The sequence below is a fragment of the Erythrobacter sp. W36 genome, from assembly GCF_057364935.1.
Window position 1 is genome coordinate 2,049,263 of sequence record NZ_CP200281.1, and the last position, 17,787, is coordinate 2,067,049.

Below are 17,787 nucleotides of genomic sequence, written 5' to 3' on the forward strand. Positions count from 1 at the left end.
CGATTGTGCGGCAAGGGCTGACTCACTCGGTTACGGACAGCTCTTGCGTCGGGCTCCACACTTTGATGACGTCGCCTTCGTCAATTTCGAAGGTCGCGACGCGCCAACGATAATCTCCGCTTTCTAGGTTGGAGATGATGATGGCAGAATTTTCGAGCGCGACTTCATCGACCAGCAATTGGCCTGGCGTCTTTGCATTCCACAGCTGGAAGGCGCTTAGGCTGTCTTCGCTGCCCTGCGTGCGCCAAGCGAATTTGAACGCATCGTCGAATGGCGATGGCTCAACCCCGCCCTCCACACCGGCACGCTTGCGGCGGAAAGAGAATGTCCGCGACAGACCCTCCAGCCCTGAGGCGGAGATCGCGCGGGAGCGTACGAAATACCGGCCATCTTCGAGGCCGTCGAAACTGGCAAGTGGCGCATCGCTGATCCGCTCCGTCACTGTCTCGACAAAGCCAGCATCCTTGGCGATTTGCGTTCGGTAGCCCGCCGCCCCGCTCAGCTCATTGATCGCAAACTCTACCATTTCGGCAGTTTGGATGCGGCCCGGATCGACCAGCTCTGGTGCAGTAAGCAGCCGCTCCTGCGCGCCCAATTGATCCTTGGCCGAGGCAACACCGAAACCAGCAGCGGTCGCCGCTTCGCTTTCGCCCGCGCTCACCGCAACCTCGCCTTCAAGAACTTCGGTCAGGCTGACCTCCCCATCCGGCTCAAACCCGACGCGGAATTCGGTGCCGCGCACTGCCGTCACAGATAGAGGCGTGCCAATTCGATAACGGCCCTGACCGTTCACCTTGGGCGCGACGACTTCGCTCCGGCCCTTTAGAACTCTTATTTGAACATCGATCTGGCCGTTGATGAGATAGCGTCGCGCATCGATGATGCGCACGCGCGAATTGGAGGGGATCGACAAGCGCGAATTGCCGTCGCCGGAAAACGCGGCAAAGCTGTTTGCGCGGGTGGTGATCTCTGCGCCTTCACGCACAGACAAGCCAACGCGGGGCGTCACATTGCGGCCGCGCGCGGTCAGGCTGACGCTGCCTGAAAAGCTCTGCAGGGTTAGCGGCACCGGGCGATATTTCAGCAGGCTGCGCGGTATTTTGAGGGTCTGGCCGACCTGCATCAGGCGCGGGTTGCGCACCCCATTGGCGCGGCGCACCCGCTCCAGTGCGGCTGGGTTCACCAGATAGCGCTTGGTTAGCTCGTACAAAGTGTCCGACGGCTTCACGACATAGCGGATCTCGCCCTCGGGCGCGGCAACGGCTTGGGTCGTCGCTGAGGCGAAAAACGCCCCCGCAATCAATATTTTCAGCGCAGCTTGCTTCATGCAAAATCCTCCGATGCTTTAGGTATAACACCTTGGAGGGCCGCGAAACCAGTATTGGCTTGCCGCAATCAAATTTTACATGTTTTCAGAGCTGCAGAGGCGCGCCTTAAACAAAGCCCTCAGCTTGATGTTTGGCCAATTCCTGCTCGTCCCAGCCCAGCAGCTCGCCGAAAATTTCCGCATTGTGCTGTCCCGGATGGGTTGGCGCCGACTTGCGAAAACCCGATTGCGATTTGGAAAAGCGCGGGAAGGCGTTTTGCATCTTGAGCTTGCCGCGTCCCTCGGTTTCCACCTCAATGATCGCCTCGCGCTCCTTGAAATGCGGATCCTCCAGCATGTCTTTCGCGGTGTAGACCCGGCCCGCTGGGATCGAATATTCGATCATCAGCGCATCAACCTCGTCCATGGTCAGAGTGGCCGTCCACTTATTGATCAGATTGTCGAGCTCTGTCTGGTTTTCACCCCGCGCCAAATGGGTCGCGTATTTCGGGCTTTCGGCAAGCTCCGGCTGGCCCATCGCCTGCGCTAGCCGAGCGAAGATCGCGTCGTTATTGCCGCCGATCATGAATGGGCCATCCTTGCAGGAATAGACATTCGAGGGGGCAATACCGGGCAGGATCGACCCAGAGCGCTCACGGATCACGCCATTGTAATCATATTCGGGGACCAGCCCTTCCATGACTTGTAGCACCGCCTCATAGAGAGCGGTGTCGATAACCTGACCCTCTCCGGTTTTCTCGCGGTGATGCAGCGCGGCGAGCACACCCATGGTGCCGTAAGTCGCGCACAGAGTGTCGCCAATCGAGACGCCCATACGTGATGGCGCGCGGTCCGGCTCACCCACTATATAGCGCCAGCCGCCCATCGCCTCGCCAATGCCGCCAAATCCGGCGCGCTTTGAATAGGGCCCGGTCTGGCCATAGCCAGACATGCGCGCGATGATCAGGCCGGGATTGTGCTTGTGTAGCTCTTCGGGCGAAAGGCCCCATTTCTCAAGCGTTCCGGGCTTGAAATTCTCAACCAGCACATCGGCTTTCTTGATCAGCTCAGCCGCGATCGCCTGGCCTTCTGGCACGCGCAAATTGCAGGTCACAGAACGTTTATTGCGGGCAATGACCTCCCATTGCACCTTTTCCTCGCCCAGGCCCCAGACGCGCATCGGATCGCCTTTGCCCGGCGCCTCGATTTTAATGACATCCGCGCCCATATCGCCGAGCAATTGGCCGCAAAATGGGCCAGCCAGCAGCTGCCCCATTTCGACCACGCGCAGTCCGGCAAGCGCGCCATTGTTTTGCGGCTCCGTCATTCGGCCGCCTCAGCAACGTCCTGATCATGCCACACCGGTCGGATCGGCGCTGGCAGGCCGGTTTCGCTCTCGCAATTGGCGCGCAGAGTCTCGATTCCAGGACCGTAGTCGAACAGCGATAGCTCGCCGCGTTCGGCCCGCATTTTGCCGCGCAAAGCTTCGGTCGCAGCGGTGTCGACCACGCCCTCGCCATCGGCCACAACGCCATAATTGGCCGCGCCTTCAGGCGTGACGAGGCCCTGACGGATTTCGAGACCCACCAGCTCAGGATCACGCTCCAGCGGGTCACCCCAGCCGCCGCCGCCCCAGGTAATGAAGTGCAGCAATTCGCCTTCTTTGACGGATACGTCCTCGATCTTGTTACCAACGATTTCCGTAGAACCATCCGCGCGTTCGAGCACTTTCTTCGCGCGCATTCCCGGATGCCCGCCATTCACGCCCCACGGCGGCACGAACCAGCGGTCATCATGGATTGCGATCTCACCATCGGCGAGGAAACGGTACGTCATGTGGATGCCATTGCCGCCGCGGTGCAGGCCCGCTCCGCCGCTGTCTGGCTCGGTCGCATAGCGTTCAATCCGCAGCGGGAAATAGCGCTCCAGAAACTCGTTCGGCACATTGGTGAAGCCCGGCCACAGCGAATGCCCATCGGGACCATCGCCCAGAGGCCGTCCCGGAATCCCGCCAAAGCCGATCTGGAACAGCTGGAACCAATCGCGATCTTTGCCCTCTCGGTTGTCCCAACCGGAATAGAACAGGTGCGGCGAAGAGCTGAAGCCAGCAGCGTTGAGGAATTCTGGCGTACCCTGACCCAGCAGACCGCCGAGAATGTCGAAGATCCGGCCCAGAGCATGGGTGCGCCCAGAAAGAGCGGCGGGGAAATGCGGCTTCAGTAAAGATCCCTCTGGAATGCGGACCTCGATCAAATCGTAGAACCCGTCGTTGAACAGGATCTGCGGGTCAAACACCATGATCATGTAGATGCCGAAGAACATCTTGAACATATTCTCATTGAGGAAGAAGTTGATCGAGGCGGCGGATTGCGGATCGGTGCCGTCAAAGTCGAGAATGACCTTATCACCCTCACGCCACATCGTGCATTTGATCTTGTAAGGGCCATAGCCCTTGCCATCATCGCAAATGTAATCCTCAAAGCTCGCCTTCTCGGTCGGGATCGCCTGAGAAATGAGCGCCTTCATAGCGCGGTGGTTGCGCGCCAGCAGCTCTTTGGTGGCAGAGTAATAGACATCATCGCCGAACCGCTCGCACATTTCGATCACGCGGTTTGAGGCGACCCGGCAACTGGCGATCAGCGCATTGAGATCGGCCTGACACCAATCCGGCGTGCGCGTCTGGTGCATCACCAGCTTCATCAGGTCTTCGTTGTATTCGCCGTTCTTCCAGATCTTTACCGGAGGAATACGCACGCCTTCTTGAAAGATCGAGGTCGCGCCGATCGGCATAGAGCCGGGCACCATGCCGCCAATGTCAGACTGGTGGCCGAACATTGAGGTGTAGGCGACCAAGCGGCCGTCCTTGAACACTGGCAGCAGAACCAGCCAGTCGTTGGAGTGGCTGATCGCGCCGCCAACGGAGTATGGGTCGGAGAGGAAGATCATATCGCCTTCCTCAACCGTGCCGTCATACCCTTCTAGGAACGGGCCGATATAGCTGCCGAATTGGCCGACGATCATCTCGCCGCTGGGCGCAGCGATCAGCGGAAAGGCGTCGCCTTGCTCGCGAATGCCGGGCGACATGGCGGTACGCACCAGCGTCGCATCCATCTCGATCCGCGCATTGCGCAAAGCGTTCTCGATAATGTCGAGCGTAACCGGATCGATATCGAGTTTTTCAAACGGGGTGGTGTTCGATTGAATGATTTGTGCAGGCATCGTCTCAGCCCTTCTCGTTCAAATTGATAAGGATATTGCCGACCGCATCGACCGTGGCGGTGCAGCCATTTTCAACCAGAGTGGTCGAGTCCATTTCGGTGATGATCGCTGGGCCAGGGATGATGTCACCCTGACGCAATTTCGCGCGGTCATAGATCACAGCGGCGCGTTCTTCGCCGTCCATCCATAGAGTGTGATCGCGGATCCTCGCAGCCGACGGATCGCCGTCGCCCTTCTCCAGCTCATTGGCGGGCAGATCGGGCGCTTCACCCAGCGCAACCGCGCGCAGATTCACGATCTCGTGCGGGGTATCCATGTTGAAAGTGAAGAGGCGCAAATGCTCCTCGTCAAAGCGCGCCAGAATGCCGTCGATGCCGTCCTTGGTGAGCAGTTCCTGATCGATGGTCAGCGGCACTTCGAAGGCTTGGCCAGCATAACGCACATCCACTTCAAACGCGCTGGTGATCGCGCCTTCAGGAACACCGTCTGCGAGCAGTTCCGCCCGCGTCTGTTGCTCCATTTCGGTAAGGACATGTGCGAGTTCCGCCTTGTTTGTGTCGCGCGCCAGCTTGCTGAAGCTGCGGGCGGTTTCGGTCCGCATCCGTGTGGTCGCATCGCCTAGTGCGCAAAGCACGCCGGGGGAGACCGGGCTGACCGCAGGCCAGCTGCCCATCAGTTTCGCCACAGCATTCACATGCAGCGGCCCTGCACCGCCAAAGCCCATCACCGCGAACTCGCGAGGGTCATAGCCCTGCTGAACGCTGATCATACGCAATGCGCCGAACATGTTTTCATTGACGATGTCGATGATGCCGCGCGCCGCCTCCATCAGGCCAACGCCCAGTGCATCCGCAACCGTCTGAACCGCTTTCTTTGCGCCTTCTCGGTCGAGCTGGAACGCCCCGCCGAGCAGATCCTCTGGCAGATAGCCCAGCACGACATTGGCATCGGTCACTGTCGGCACTTCGCCGCCCTTGCCGTAAGCCACCGGGCCAGGCACCGCGCCCGCGCTTTCCGGGCCAACCCGCAGCGCTCCGGTCAGCTCTGGCACGTGAGCGATTGAGCCGCCGCCTGCGCCCACCGTCTTCACATCAAGCGCCGATGCGCGGACTGACAAGTGGCCGACTTCGGTGGTGCGCACCCGGCGCGCCTCCAGCCCTTCGATCAGCGCCACATCGGTCGATGTACCGCCGACATCCAGCGTCAGGATATTGCTGAGGCCAGCGTTCTTGCCGACCCACAATGCGCCGGTCACGCCGCCAGCTGGGCCAGACATCAGAATGTTGACCGGATGCTCTTCAGCCTTCTGGCTGCTCATCAAGCCGCCGTCAGACCGCAGCAATGAGAGCTTGCCTTTGAGGCCCTCTTGCTCAAGCCGGTTGCGCAGGTTGGAGACATATTTGCCGACCACCGGGCGCACCGCCGCATTGGCAACGGTGGAGAGCGTGCGCTCATATTCCTGCATCTCTGGCAGCACTTCATGGCTCAGAGACACGGGCAGTCCGGGCAATTCTTCGGCTGCGATCTCGCCAATGCGCTGCTCATGCGTGCCGTTCACATAGGCGTTGATCAGGCTGACGGTCAGCGCCTCAATGCCTTGCCCCTTCAGCTTGCGCATTGCGGCCCGCACTGCATCTTCGTCGAGTGGCCGCACTTCCTTGCCATCGGCGCCCATCCGGCCCGGCACGTCAATCGTGTCCTCCAGATGCGCGAGCGGTTGAGGCTTAGGCCAGACGATCCAAGCAGCGAGGCCGCCGGGTACAAAACTGCGCGCGATCTGCATCACGTCGCGGTAACCCTCGGTCACGATCAGGCCGACTTTCGCGCCTTTGCCCTCCAGCACCGCATTGGTCGCAACGGTGGTGCCGTGCAGGAAATATTCGATCTCGCTCGGCGCGACATCGGCTTCCTTTGTGATCGCTTCGACGCCGGTCAGAATTCCTTCTGAGCTGTCATGCGGGGTCGAGGGGGTTTTGTGACGCCAGAATGCTCCGGTCTCATCATTGAACAGCAAGAGGTCGGTAAACGTGCCCCCAACATCCACTCCAAGGCGATAGCCCATTAGGCAGCATTCCTTTCTTTATCATCGGCCGGGTTTGGAAACCCGCCTGCTTTGCCGACCATCGCCGGCAGTTCTTTGTCCATCACACCGGCAAGCCAGTGGTTTGTCTCGATAATGGCATCGAGCGAAAGGCCCGTAGAAATCTTCGCTCTATCCAACATGTAGAGAACATCGTCGGTCGCGACATTGCCCGCAGCGCCCGGCGCGAAGGGGCATCCGCCCAGCCCGCCAATCGATGCATCGACCGTTTGCGCGCCTGCGCTGATGGCCGCCCAGACATTGGCGAGGCCCGTTCCGCGCGTGTTGTGAAAGTGCACGCGCACCGGTAGCGGACTGATGGCTTCGCGAACGCGCTCCACCAGCCGGGCAACATGTGCGGGGTTGCCGACGCCGATTGTGTCGGCCAGCGCGATCTCGACTGGGCCCGCCTCGGCAATGGCTTTGGCCATGGCGACAACGTGATCCTCGCTGACTTCACCTTCGAACGGACAGCCGAAGCTTGCGCCAATGGTAGCCTGCGCGGTGAGACCCGCTTCCTTCGCTCGCTTGATAATGGCGCGGGCAGCATCGACCGAGCCGTCACTCGTCTGACCTTGATTGCGCATGGCAAAGGTGTCGGTGGCGACCGCGACCGCGCCGAGCTGATCGATGCGGCCCGTGGCAATCGCCCGCTCAGCCCCGCGCAGGTTCATGACAAGACCTATGTAAGTCACATCATCACGTTCTGGCAGGCCAGCGCATACCGCATCGGCATCAGCCATTTGCGGCACCGCCTTGGGATTGACGAAACTGGTCACTTCAATGCGCCGAGCCCCTGCATCGATCGCCCGATTAATCAGCGTCAGCTTGTCTTCGGTAGAGATCGGCTGCTTCTCATTTTGCAAACCGTCGCGCGGGCTCACCTCAACAATTTCGATGGTTTCTGTATACATTTAATCTAGGCTCGCTTCTTATTCTGATCCGCTTCCGCCGCCATCATTTCCCGGTGCGCATCTGAATAGGCATGAAAAGCGCGGCGGATATGGCCGGTCATGATCGCCTCCGCCCATGGACCATCGCCGCGCTCAAAAGCCGCGATCAGTTCGTCATGCTCCTGATGCGAACGGACCAATTCGCTGAGTTCATAGTGGTGCGCCGTGCGCCAAATCACGGGCTGCTCGATCAAGGTTTGCAGCAGAATTTCGAGCCGCGGAGATGCGGCAGTGCGCAGGATCAGCGCGTGAAATTCGCGGTTGCGCGCAAGGAATTCCTCGACATTCGGCGGATCGCTCGACACCGCCTCTCCAAGACCGGAATTGTGCATTTTGAGCGCCTTGAGGACCGCATCATCCATCAGCTCGGCGGCTCTGCGGGCGGCATATCCCTCCAGCATGGCGCGCAGCTCAAACACATCATGCACATCGTCCAGCGACCAGTCAGAGACGTAGCTGCGCTGCGATTCTGTTTTGCGGATCAGCATATCCGCCTCAAGCTTGGCGCAAAGCCTCGCGGATTGGCGTTCGCGATACGCCGCACATCTCAGCCAGCGCCTCTTCCCCCAAGGCTTCACCCGGCGCGAGATCGCCCGAGATGATGAGCTCGCGGATTTGCGAGTACGCCTTGTCCGATGCGCGCGACATAGAATCCTCTAAAAGCTTGACGGGCCGATTTTGTATACAATAAGGAACGCCGACTGCAATGACTGTTTAATCGCTGTGCGATTTTCTGAAAATCGCGGCCGCACCGACCAAGTCCGATCGATAACCGGACAACAACACATTTGGGGAAGTCGAATTATGAAGCGTTCAACCAAAGCTCTGCTGTTCGCCACTGCGGCATTTGCTCCCGCCCTTGCGATGCCTGCCCACGCGCAAGATGCGGAAGTCCCTAGCTCGGTCGATGCGGATGAAGAAGACAATGCGATCATCGTCACCGCGCGGCGCCAGAACGAGCGCCTGCAAGACGTCCCCGCATCGGTTTCTGTCCTCACCGCCCAGGCTTTGGAGCGCACCGGCGCCGACAATGCGGAGGACTTCGTTCAGCTGACCCCCGGGGTCACCATCGTGACCGGCACGGCTGAGGCGGGCGACACTCAGATCAACATTCGCGGGATCAACGGCGCGCGCGATGCGGAAAGCTCCGTCGCGCTGGTGGTTGATGGCATCCTCAAAACCAACACCGCGCAATTGAACCAAACCCAAGGCACATTGCGCCAGGTCGAAATCCTGAAAGGCCCACAAGGTGCGCTTTATGGCCGCAACGCTGCGGCCGGTGCGATTGTTCTCCAAACGCTGAAGCCCTCCGATTTCTTCGAAGGCGGAGTGAAGGCGTCTTACGCGAATGAGAACACCATTCAGGCGACTGGCCATGTGGCTGGGCCGCTCGGCGATAATCTCGGCTTCGTCCTGTCCGGCTATTACCGCAGCACCGACGGGTTTTTCCGCAATGAATTTCTCGACCGCGATGTGGTCGATGACCAAGAAGTGTGGAGCGTGGACGGGCGCTTGGTCGCGAACTTGGGCGATGCAACAGAGCTCGATATCAAGGCGCGCTATTCGCAGTTACGCGGCGCGTCGATCAACTTCAATTCCTCGTTCCACCTGCCGAATTTCGCGGGCGTGAACCCGGCGTTTAACGAAGATGTGAACGACCATCCGTTCCGCTATTATGGCAATATCCGACCCACCAACGAGCAGGACAGCTTGGATCTCTCAGCCAAGATCGAGCATGATTTTGGCGACATCACACTAACCGCATGGGCGCTCTATTCCGATGTCGATCAATTGCTGACCGCCGATGGCACCTCGGCGGACTTTGCCCGCTTCATCGCAGCGGCGGACCCCGCCGCGCAAAATGTGGTCGACAGCTGCTTCTCCTCCACCGCGAACCTCACCGGCTTCCCGGTCAACCAGCCTGGCTTTGTTGGCGCTCTGCCGGTTCCCTTCATCTTTGATCCCGTCAATGGTTCCACCTTTGGCGCCTACAGCCCGAGCACATGCGACGGCACTCAGCTGCAGATCCGCAAGCAATCCGACATCAGCGGCGAGATCCGCTTGGCCTCTAACGGCGGCGATGCGCTGAGCTGGCAGATTGGCGCATATTTCCTCAATATTGACCGCGAAACCGGCGTCAGCATTGGCGGCGACACGGGCGCAGGCGTCAGCCGCGAGCTGTTCAACGCACCGGGCAGCGCCAACCCAACCTCGCTGTTGCTCAATGATACATTCGACACCAGCGTCTATGCCGTGTTCGGCAATGCGGAATATCAGTTCGGCGATTTCACCGCTGGCCTCGCCCTGCGCTATGACATCGAAGACCGCTCGTCAGAATCGCTTGTGCCAGCAGGCGCGCTCGATCCCTTCACCGGCGGTCCGATTAACCCCGGCCTCGCCTTTGGAGCCTTCGCGCCGGTCGATGCGACCTTCAAGCAGCTGCAGCCGAAAGTCAGCCTCAGCTGGCAGCCCAATCCTGACCTTAATTTCTATGCCAACTGGGGCATCGGATTTAAGTCCGGCGGCTTTAACAACCAAGGCTCCGCCGCGATCATCGATGCCAATTTCGTACAGTTTATCGGCGCGGATGTATCCATCGAAGACCAATATGACAAAGAGGTCTCCTCCGCGTTTGAAGCGGGCGTAAAAGGTGAGATTGCGGGCGGCGCGATCACCTTCGACCTCGCGGCCTATTACACCGACATCGAAGACATGCAGTTCTTCGAGTTCTTCGTTGGCTCGTTCGGCCTGCTCCGGGTCGTGTCCAACATTGACGAGGTCGATGTCTACGGGATCGAGTTCAACACCTCTGCCGAAGTGGTTGAGGGCTGGACTTTCTTCGGCTCGGTCAATGTAACCGAGAGCGAGATCAAAGCCAACAGCTCGCGCCCTTCAACGGTTGGTAACAAGTCGCCCTACACCGCTGATTACACGATCAATCTGGGCACAGAGATTGACGTTCCGATGAGCAGCAGCGTCGATCTGATCGTGCGCGCTGATTACCGGATCACGGGCCCAACCTGGTTCCACTCTTTCCAGAACCAAGAGGCGCCAACGCTCTTCTCTGGCCTGCTGCCGATCTCTGCCCTCGCTCTGCCTGATTTTGTCGGCAATGCGAATTACGGCGTGGCGCGGCGCGATGCCTTTGGCGTGCTGAACCTGCGCGCTGGGATTGAGACCGGCAATATCACCGCCGCGATCTTTGCCAATAATGCGCTGAACCGCGAATATCTTAACGAGGTGATCCCGGCGATCGAATTTGGCGGATCCTTCATCTCACCAGGCGCGCGCCGTCTGGTCGGCGTTGAGGTTGGCTTCAAGTTCTAAGGATGCCGCTCAGCTTCCCGCATCTGGCAAAGGCCGCATCATGACGCAGCTCAGCGACAATTACGCCAAGGCTTACGGCCAAAAGGCAGGGTTTGGGAAAAAGCCCGCACTGGTGCTGGTGGATTTTGTCGAGGGGTATTTTGACCCAGAATGCGATCTTTACGCAGGGGTCGAGGACACTTTGGCCTCGGCCCTGCGCGTGCGAGAGGCGGCCCATGCGGCGGGCATTCCGGTGATTCTGACCAATGTGGTCTATCACCCATCGGCGATCGACGGCGGGCGCTTTTATGAAAAGGCGCGTCCGCTGCGTTACTTCCTCCAAGGCAGTCCGATGGGTGCATGGCCCAAGGGTCTGGTGCCGACGGACAGCGAGCTGATCATCTCCAAGCAATATCCCAGCGCTTTCTTTGGCACGTCGCTGGCCGCGACGCTGACCAGCTTAGGCATCGACAATGTCATCCTGACCGGCCTCACGACCAGCGGCTGTATCCGCGCATCCTGCGTCGATTCCATGTCGCATGGCTTCATCACCACCGTGGTGCGCGAGGCTGTCGGCGATCGCCATGAAGACCCGCACGAGGCCAATCTGTTCGACATGGAGGCGAAATATGCCGACGTGGTCAGCGAAGCGGATATCATCGCTCATCTGCAAAGCCTTTAGGTCCGCTAGCCCTTCTTGAAGGCCTCAAAGCGGTCGATCGTCGCTTGCACCACATCGGGATTTTCAATCGTCTGCGGGATCACGATCTCTCCGCCGTTCACCACCGCGCGCAGCAGATTGCGCAGGATCTTGCCTGAGCGTGTTTTAGGCAGAGCCGCGACAGAAACGACATCGCGCGGCGCAGCAATCGGGCTGATCTGCTCACGCACGGAACCGACGATCTCGCCGGTCACTGCGGCCTCACCACCGGCACCGCTGGCGCCGACAAAGAACACGACCGGCACCTCGCCCTTCAAATCATCGGAGCCGCCGATGACGGCGCATTCGACCACGCTGGGGCAGGACGCGACAACTTCCTCGATCTGGCCAGTGGACAGGCGGTGCCCAGCGACATTGATAATGTCGTCTGTGCGCCCCATCACGCGGTACGCGCCGTCGCTGCCCATCACGCCCGCATCGCCGGTGGCGTAGAAGCCATCGAACGCGGTGAAATAGCCGCGAAAGCCTTCTTCATTTTGCCACAGGCTGCGGAAGCTGCCCGGCGGAAGAGGTTCTGCAATCGCGAGGTTGCCTGTCACATCCGCGTCCACAGGCACACCGTTTTCATCAAGCACATGGAACGCAAAGCCGGGTACAGGATAGCCCGCAGAGCCGACCGGAGCAGGCGCTGTGCCGAGCCCGGCGCAGGTTGCCAGCGCTGGCCAGCCGAGCTCCGTCTGCCACCAATGGTCAATCACTGGCTTGCCCAGCTGCTCGCCAACCCATTCAACCGTATCGGGATCGGCGCGCTCACCCGCGAGGAACAGCGCGCGCAAACAATCGGGCTGCGCCTCAGCCAGAAGCTCACCTGCCGGGTCCGCGCCGCGGATGGCGCGAATGGCGGTGGGCGCGGTGAACAGGATCGACACCTGATGCTTCGCCACCAGACGCCAGAAGATGCCTGCATCCGGCGTGCCCACTGGCTTGCCCTCAAACAGGACGGTCGCATTGCCGTTTATCAGCGGGCCGTAAACGATATAGCTATGGCCCACGACCCAGCCGATGTCAGAGGCCGCCCAATAGGTCTCGCCCGGCTTGACGCCGTAAATATTCGGCATGCTCCATGCGAGCGCAACGCCGTATCCGGCGGTCTCACGCACGACGCCCTTTGGCTTACCGGTCGTGCCAGAGGTGTAGAGGATATAGAGCGGATGATCGGAAGGCAGCGAGACGCAGTCTGCTGGCTCAGCCTTGGCGAGCTCCGCCTGCCAATGCTTGTCGCATGGTGATGTCAGATCTGCTGCGCATTGCTCGCGCTGCCACACGGTCACGGCGGAGACCCTGGCAGAGGCCTGGCTGAGTGCATCGTCGACGATCGGCTTGTAAGGGATGACCTTGCTGCCCTCGATGCCGCACGATGCGGTGAGCACGATCACCGGTTCGCAATCATCGATCCGCTTGGCGAGCTCTGCCGCAGAGAAACCGCCGAACACGACCGAATGCACCAGGCCCAAACGCGCGCAGGCGAGCATGGCGAAGACCGCTTGCGGGATCATCGGCATGTAGATGATGACGCGGTCAGCGGTCTTTGCCCCCTCAGCTGCGAGCATTCCGGCAGTGCGGGCAATTTCGCTTTGCAGTTCCGCAAAGCTGTAGGTCTGACTGGTGCCGGTGACGGGGCTTTCATAGATCAGCGCAGCAGCATCTCCGCGCCCGGCCTCTACGTGCCGGTCCACAGCGTTATGGCACAGATTGAGATGCCCACCAGCGAACCAGCTGCTGCCATCCTCGCCCAGTCCCTGCGGCGGAGACGTGTCCCAATCGAGCGCCTGTGCGGCATCCAGCCAGAATGCGTCAGGGTCTTGTATGCTTTGGCGGTAAGCTTCTTCGTAGCGCATCGGGATCATCCGCTTGAGACAAAAACAATCGGGAGGAGCTCCTCGCCCCTCCCGACATAACCTATTTCAAAGGTTGCAGACGGACACCAGCATATTGCGCATGTCCATCCGCCAGATGATTGGGGCCGATTAAAATTCGACCGACGCAGTCACACCAGCAGAGCGGCGCTCACCAAAGAACGTGCCGTAGGTGTTGCCGAACGGCAGCAAGACCGCAAACGCGTTTGAGACGTAGCGCTTATCCAGCACATTGCGGACCCAGAGGCGAACCGAGATATCATCGAAGTTCACTCCAGCGCTGCCGTTGAGCAGGAAGCGGCTTGGAATGATCGCCAGATTGGCGCTGTCTGCGAAGAAATCGCTCTGCCAGCTGGCGTCGGTGCGGATGTAATATCCGTTGTTGTCACCAAACTCGCCTTCCCACTGGACGCCAACCGAAGCCTGAGTCGGCGCAGCGCGCTCGATCTCATTGCCGCTGATGTCGCCATCGGTGCTGCAAACCACGTTGTCGCACGGTGCCGTCAGCCCCGGCGCACCTCGGCTAAAGCGGCTGTCGAATACGCCATCACCGTACGTGCCTTCGCTGTGCGAGAAGGTTGCATCCAGGCTCAGGTTATCAGTTGCCTGATAGCGCGCAGCAAGCTCGATACCGTAGACCTCGGCATTACCCAGGTTGAGCGTAATCGATGGCACGTTCGGGTTGTTCGGATCGTTGGGATCCTCATCCGCCGCGTTGATCTGAATATCGGACCAATCGGTGTAGAAGATCGAAGCGTTGAGCGTCAGATCGCCATTCATCAGGCTGCTCTTCACGCCAAGCTCGTAGGTCCAATTTTCCTCTGGATCAAAAACCGTGTCCTCGACCCGGCCAGCGGTAACGTTGAAACCACCCGCTTTCGCACCGCGAGCGACCGTACCGAACAGCAGCACGTCTGGGTTCAGTTCATAGTCGACTGTGAAGCGCGGGGTGAACTCCTTGAACGTCTCATTGAGCGTTACTCCGCGGCGATTGTCGGTCGCGGTGATCTCAGTCTCTGAATAGCGCCCTTCTGCACCCACGGTCAGGCGGCCATCGCTGGAGGTCCAGTATAGCTCACCAAACACCGAGATAACTTCTGTCTCGGTTTCCTCGTTTGCAAGCAGGATGTTGAACGGGCCTGGATCGCGGCTGAAGTTTGGTACCGGCGTACCGATCAGAGGAGCAACATTGCCAGCATCAGTGATCGGCGCAATGTTGAGGCTGGAGAACCGGTTGCGGTCCAAGCCGTCGGACAAGAACCCGCCCACAGCCGCGCGGATCGTGCCATTGTCAAAGGTCAGACGCGCTTCATGCGTGTCATAGTCAATGTCGCCAACCGGGGTTTGCTGGAAGTTGCACAGCGGCGCAAAGCCGCCGGCTGGTCCAACCAGCGTACCGCAATTGATCGGATCCGGCTCGCCGCTGGTGCCGATATTTACGTCGCCATTAATGTTAGCGAAGACATAGCTGAAGTCGAGATTATCGGTGACTTCTGCATTGATCGCAGCGCGGAAAATGCCAGTTTGCGCGTCGGTTGCGAAGCTGCGCGGGTCAACAATCGCAGTCTCCGCTGGCTCTGGGAATTCGCCGCAGATCAGCGGGCTGAATGAAAAGAACCTTGTGGCACCGCAATTGGTGATGGCGCGCAGACCATTATCGGTTGCGCTGACGTCATTTGGATCGAGAATGCCGCCTACACTGTCAGCAATGTAGCGTGAGGCGCGTGCTTCATTCTGCACGTCGAAATAATTGTATGATGCCTCAATGCTGATTGACGGGGTAATCTCAACCAGCGCCGAGACAGAGATCGACTCGTTGTCCCAGCCGCCAATATTGCCTTCGGTGCTTGGCCCATCGATGTCGAGGTCAGCGAAGGGGTGCGAGTTTTCCCATGAGCCATCATAGGAAGAGCGGCTGTAGGAGCCAGCCAGAGCAAACCACTCATTGACCGAGAAGTTGAGGAAGAAGCTCGCATCATAGCGCTCATCGATGCCGACGGTACCTTCGATCTCGCCTGAGATGCCGTCTTCAATCGAGGCTTTGCGGGGAACATAATTGATCGCGCCAGAAAAAGCGTTGCGGCCGTAACGCGCGCTTTGCGGACCTTTGACGATTTCAACCCGCTGCAAGCTCGCTGTACCAACATCCACCGCCCAAGAGCGCGGGATATAGACGCCGTCAAAGAAGGTCGAAACGTTCGATTCGAGCGCGGTCACACGCGAGGTTGCTTGGCCGCGAATAACCGGCTGGGCAAAACCGCCGGAGAAATCCTCAAAACTAAAGCCAGGTGTGAAGCGAGCGACATCGTCCAGTTCTTGCAGGCCGCGGCGCTCGATATCTTCTTCGGTGAAGGCGGTGATCGCCAGTGGAACATCCTGAATGTCCTCCGCCCGGCTACGCGCGGTAACGATGATGACATTGCCTTGATCGGCGTCTTCAGCAGCAGCCTCATCTGCCGATTGCGCCGAAGCCGCTCCGGAAGTGGCAGCCGCCATAAAGACAGCGCAAAGACCGGAGGTCGAAAGCACGCGGCGGATGGTACGGGTTTGGAATGAAGCCTTGGACATGCGGAAGAACTCCCCTGACAATTGTGGTTTTCGCAATCTAGGTTCTGATTTACGCGGCGCGTTAACCCGACGTAGGGGCTTTACCCTTTTATCCGATTGGCGGGTAAACAGCCCCGGATTCCGGTTGGCTAACTTTGTGCTATCCACAGATCGGTGAAAAATGCCCAGATAGATCGCGCAAAGAAATGACGCTCACCTATCTAGGCATCACCATTAGCGCGCACAGGGACCGATGATCCGATATGACTGATCTTGCATTTGAGACACCCAAACCAAACCAGCCCGCTCAGGCGTTTCTGGATCGGCGCGAACACCGCAACTTTGTGGGCGGCGCATGGCAAGCCAGCCAATCGGGCGAAACGTTTGAGACATTGGACCCGGCAACCGGCGAATGCATCGGACTGCTGCCCCGTTCAAACAAGGCGGACGTTGATCAAGCGGTGGCAGCAGCGCGAGCGGCATTTGATGATGGGCGCTGGTCAAAGATGATCCCGATGGAGCGCTCCAAGATCCTGTGGCGGATTGCGGATCTTATTGAAGAGAACATTGACGAGCTCGCCGAGCTGGAAACGCTCGACCAAGGTAAGGCGCTGTATGTTGGCCGCTGGGCCGAGATTCCGGGCGCGGTCAATCAGTTCCGTTATTTCTCTGGCCTCGCGACCAAGATCGAAGGGTCAACGATCCCGACCTCGATCAATTATCAGCCGGAAGGCAAAGAGGTCTTCGCCTACACGCAAAAGGAACCGATCGGCGTGGTCGGCGCGATTGTGCCGTGGAACTCACCGCTGGTTTTGACCGCGATGAAATTGGCCCCGGCGCTGGCCGCTGGTTGCACGCTGGTTCTAAAGCCTGCGGAGAACACCTCTTTAACCGCGGTTAGGCTGGTCGAGCTTATGGCTGAGGCTGGCCTGCCCGATGGCGTGATCAATCTGGTTTGCGGCTATGGCGCAGAAGCTGGCCAGGCGCTGGCCGAGCACAGCCAAGTCGACAAGATCGCCTTCACCGGCTCAACCGCCACCGGGCGCCGCATTCTAAATGCAGCGCAGGGCAACCTAAAAAAGGTCACCTTGGAGCTGGGCGGTAAGTCGCCGGTCATCATTATGGATGATGCCGACGTCGATGCCGCGATCCAGGGCGCGGCCAATGCAATCTTCTTTAACGGCGGACAGGTCTGCATCGCGGGCTCGCGGCTATATTGTCACAGCTCTTTGTTCGACCGAGTGACGCAGGGCATTGCCGAGATCGCGCAAGGCATCAAAATGGGCCATGGCCTCGATCAAGCCACCCAAATGGGCCCGCTGGTCTCGCGTGAGCACTCCAGCAAAGTGTGCGAATATATCGACAGCGGGAAAGGCGACGGCGCGAGCATTCTGTGCGGCGGCGATGCGGCTGGCCCGAATGGCACATTCGTCGCGCCAACCGTGCTGACCGATGTGAAGGCCAACATGCAGATCGTGCGCGAGGAAGTGTTCGGCCCTGTGCTCGTCGCGAGCGCCTTTGATGATGCGGATGAAGTCATCAGCGCCGCCAATGACAGTGAATATGGCCTCGCCGCTGGTGTGTGGAGCGAGTCGCTCTCTAACGGCCTGCGCTTTGCCAATGCGCTGCGCGCCGGGACCGTGTGGATCAATGGCCACGCCATGTATGACGCTTCGCTGCCGATTGGCGGGATGAAGCAATCAGGCTGGGGCCGCGACAGCGGGCAGGCGGCGCTTGAAAACTACCTGGAGCTAAAGACGGTCTGCGCGATCCACTGATCCCGCACCGATTGCACTGGG

At 59.5% G+C, this 17,787-nt stretch carries 12 protein-coding genes; 3 read left to right on the top strand and 9 right to left on the bottom strand.

Annotated elements, in window-relative coordinates:
• Window positions 1-22: 22 nt before the first annotated feature.
• The 7 genes from AC0V6U_RS09870 to AC0V6U_RS09900 all read right to left on the bottom strand — a co-directional run bounded on the left by AC0V6U_RS09870 (window position 23) and on the right by AC0V6U_RS09900 (window position 8,206).
• The gene (locus AC0V6U_RS09870) at window positions 23-1,327 is read right to left on the bottom strand and encodes a FecR family protein (protein ID WP_472643000.1); all 1,305 of its coding nucleotides are present in this window, start codon (window positions 1,325-1,327) and stop codon (window positions 23-25) included.
• A gap of 106 nt (window positions 1,328-1,433) precedes the next feature.
• The gene (locus AC0V6U_RS09875) at window positions 1,434-2,633 is read right to left on the bottom strand and encodes a CaiB/BaiF CoA transferase family protein (protein WP_472643001.1); all 1,200 of its coding nucleotides are present in this window, start codon (window positions 2,631-2,633) and stop codon (window positions 1,434-1,436) included.
• The gene (locus AC0V6U_RS09880; RefSeq protein ID WP_472643002.1) at window positions 2,630-4,525 is read right to left on the bottom strand and encodes a hydantoinase B/oxoprolinase family protein; all 1,896 of its coding nucleotides are present in this window, start codon (window positions 4,523-4,525) and stop codon (window positions 2,630-2,632) included. The genes AC0V6U_RS09875 and AC0V6U_RS09880 overlap by 4 nt, the downstream gene beginning before the upstream one ends.
• Before the next feature lie 4 nt (window positions 4,526-4,529).
• On the bottom strand, window positions 4,530-6,587 hold the full coding sequence (locus AC0V6U_RS09885) for a hydantoinase/oxoprolinase family protein (RefSeq protein ID WP_472643003.1): 2,058 nt from the start codon (window positions 6,585-6,587) through the stop codon (window positions 4,530-4,532).
• Window positions 6,587-7,519, bottom strand: a complete 933-nt coding sequence (locus AC0V6U_RS09890; RefSeq protein ID WP_472643004.1) for a hydroxymethylglutaryl-CoA lyase — start codon at window positions 7,517-7,519, stop codon at window positions 6,587-6,589. Before AC0V6U_RS09890 ends, AC0V6U_RS09885 begins: the two co-directional genes overlap by 1 nt.
• A gap of 5 nt (window positions 7,520-7,524) precedes the next feature.
• Window positions 7,525-8,046, bottom strand: coding sequence for a GntR family transcriptional regulator (locus AC0V6U_RS09895; RefSeq protein WP_472643005.1), 522 nt, complete (start codon window positions 8,044-8,046; stop codon window positions 7,525-7,527).
• Window positions 8,047-8,053: 7 nt separating this feature from the next.
• Window positions 8,054-8,206 carry a GntR family transcriptional regulator gene (locus tag AC0V6U_RS09900; RefSeq protein ID WP_472643006.1) on the bottom strand — a complete coding sequence of 51 codons (153 nt, stop codon included), beginning with the start codon at window positions 8,204-8,206 and terminating at the stop codon, window positions 8,054-8,056.
• Between the two features lie 156 nt (window positions 8,207-8,362).
• On the opposite strand from AC0V6U_RS09900, the gene AC0V6U_RS09905 reads away from it, so the two are divergent.
• Both AC0V6U_RS09905 and AC0V6U_RS09910 read left to right on the top strand, forming a co-directional pair.
• Complete coding sequence (locus AC0V6U_RS09905) at window positions 8,363-10,885, top strand: TonB-dependent receptor (RefSeq protein WP_472643007.1); 2,523 nt, start codon at window positions 8,363-8,365, stop codon at window positions 10,883-10,885.
• Window positions 10,886-10,925: 40 nt separating this feature from the next.
• Window positions 10,926-11,546: an isochorismatase family protein gene (locus AC0V6U_RS09910; RefSeq protein ID WP_472643008.1), complete on the top strand. Its 621-nt coding sequence runs from the start codon at window positions 10,926-10,928 to the stop codon at window positions 11,544-11,546.
• A gap of 5 nt (window positions 11,547-11,551) precedes the next feature.
• Here AC0V6U_RS09910 and AC0V6U_RS09915 read toward each other — a convergent pair whose 3' ends face one another.
• Window positions 11,552-13,423, bottom strand: a complete 1,872-nt coding sequence (locus AC0V6U_RS09915; RefSeq protein WP_472643009.1) for an AMP-binding protein — start codon at window positions 13,421-13,423, stop codon at window positions 11,552-11,554.
• A 129-nt stretch (window positions 13,424-13,552) separates the two neighbouring features.
• On the bottom strand, window positions 13,553-16,009 hold the full coding sequence (locus AC0V6U_RS09920) for a TonB-dependent receptor (RefSeq protein WP_472643010.1): 2,457 nt from the start codon (window positions 16,007-16,009) through the stop codon (window positions 13,553-13,555).
• 242 nt (window positions 16,010-16,251) lie between these two features.
• On the opposite strand from AC0V6U_RS09920, the gene AC0V6U_RS09925 reads away from it, so the two are divergent.
• Window positions 16,252-17,766 (top strand): aldehyde dehydrogenase family protein, encoded by a 1,515-nt coding sequence (locus AC0V6U_RS09925; protein WP_472643011.1) that lies wholly within the window; start codon window positions 16,252-16,254, stop codon window positions 17,764-17,766.
• The last annotated feature ends 21 nt before the right edge of the window (window positions 17,767-17,787 follow it).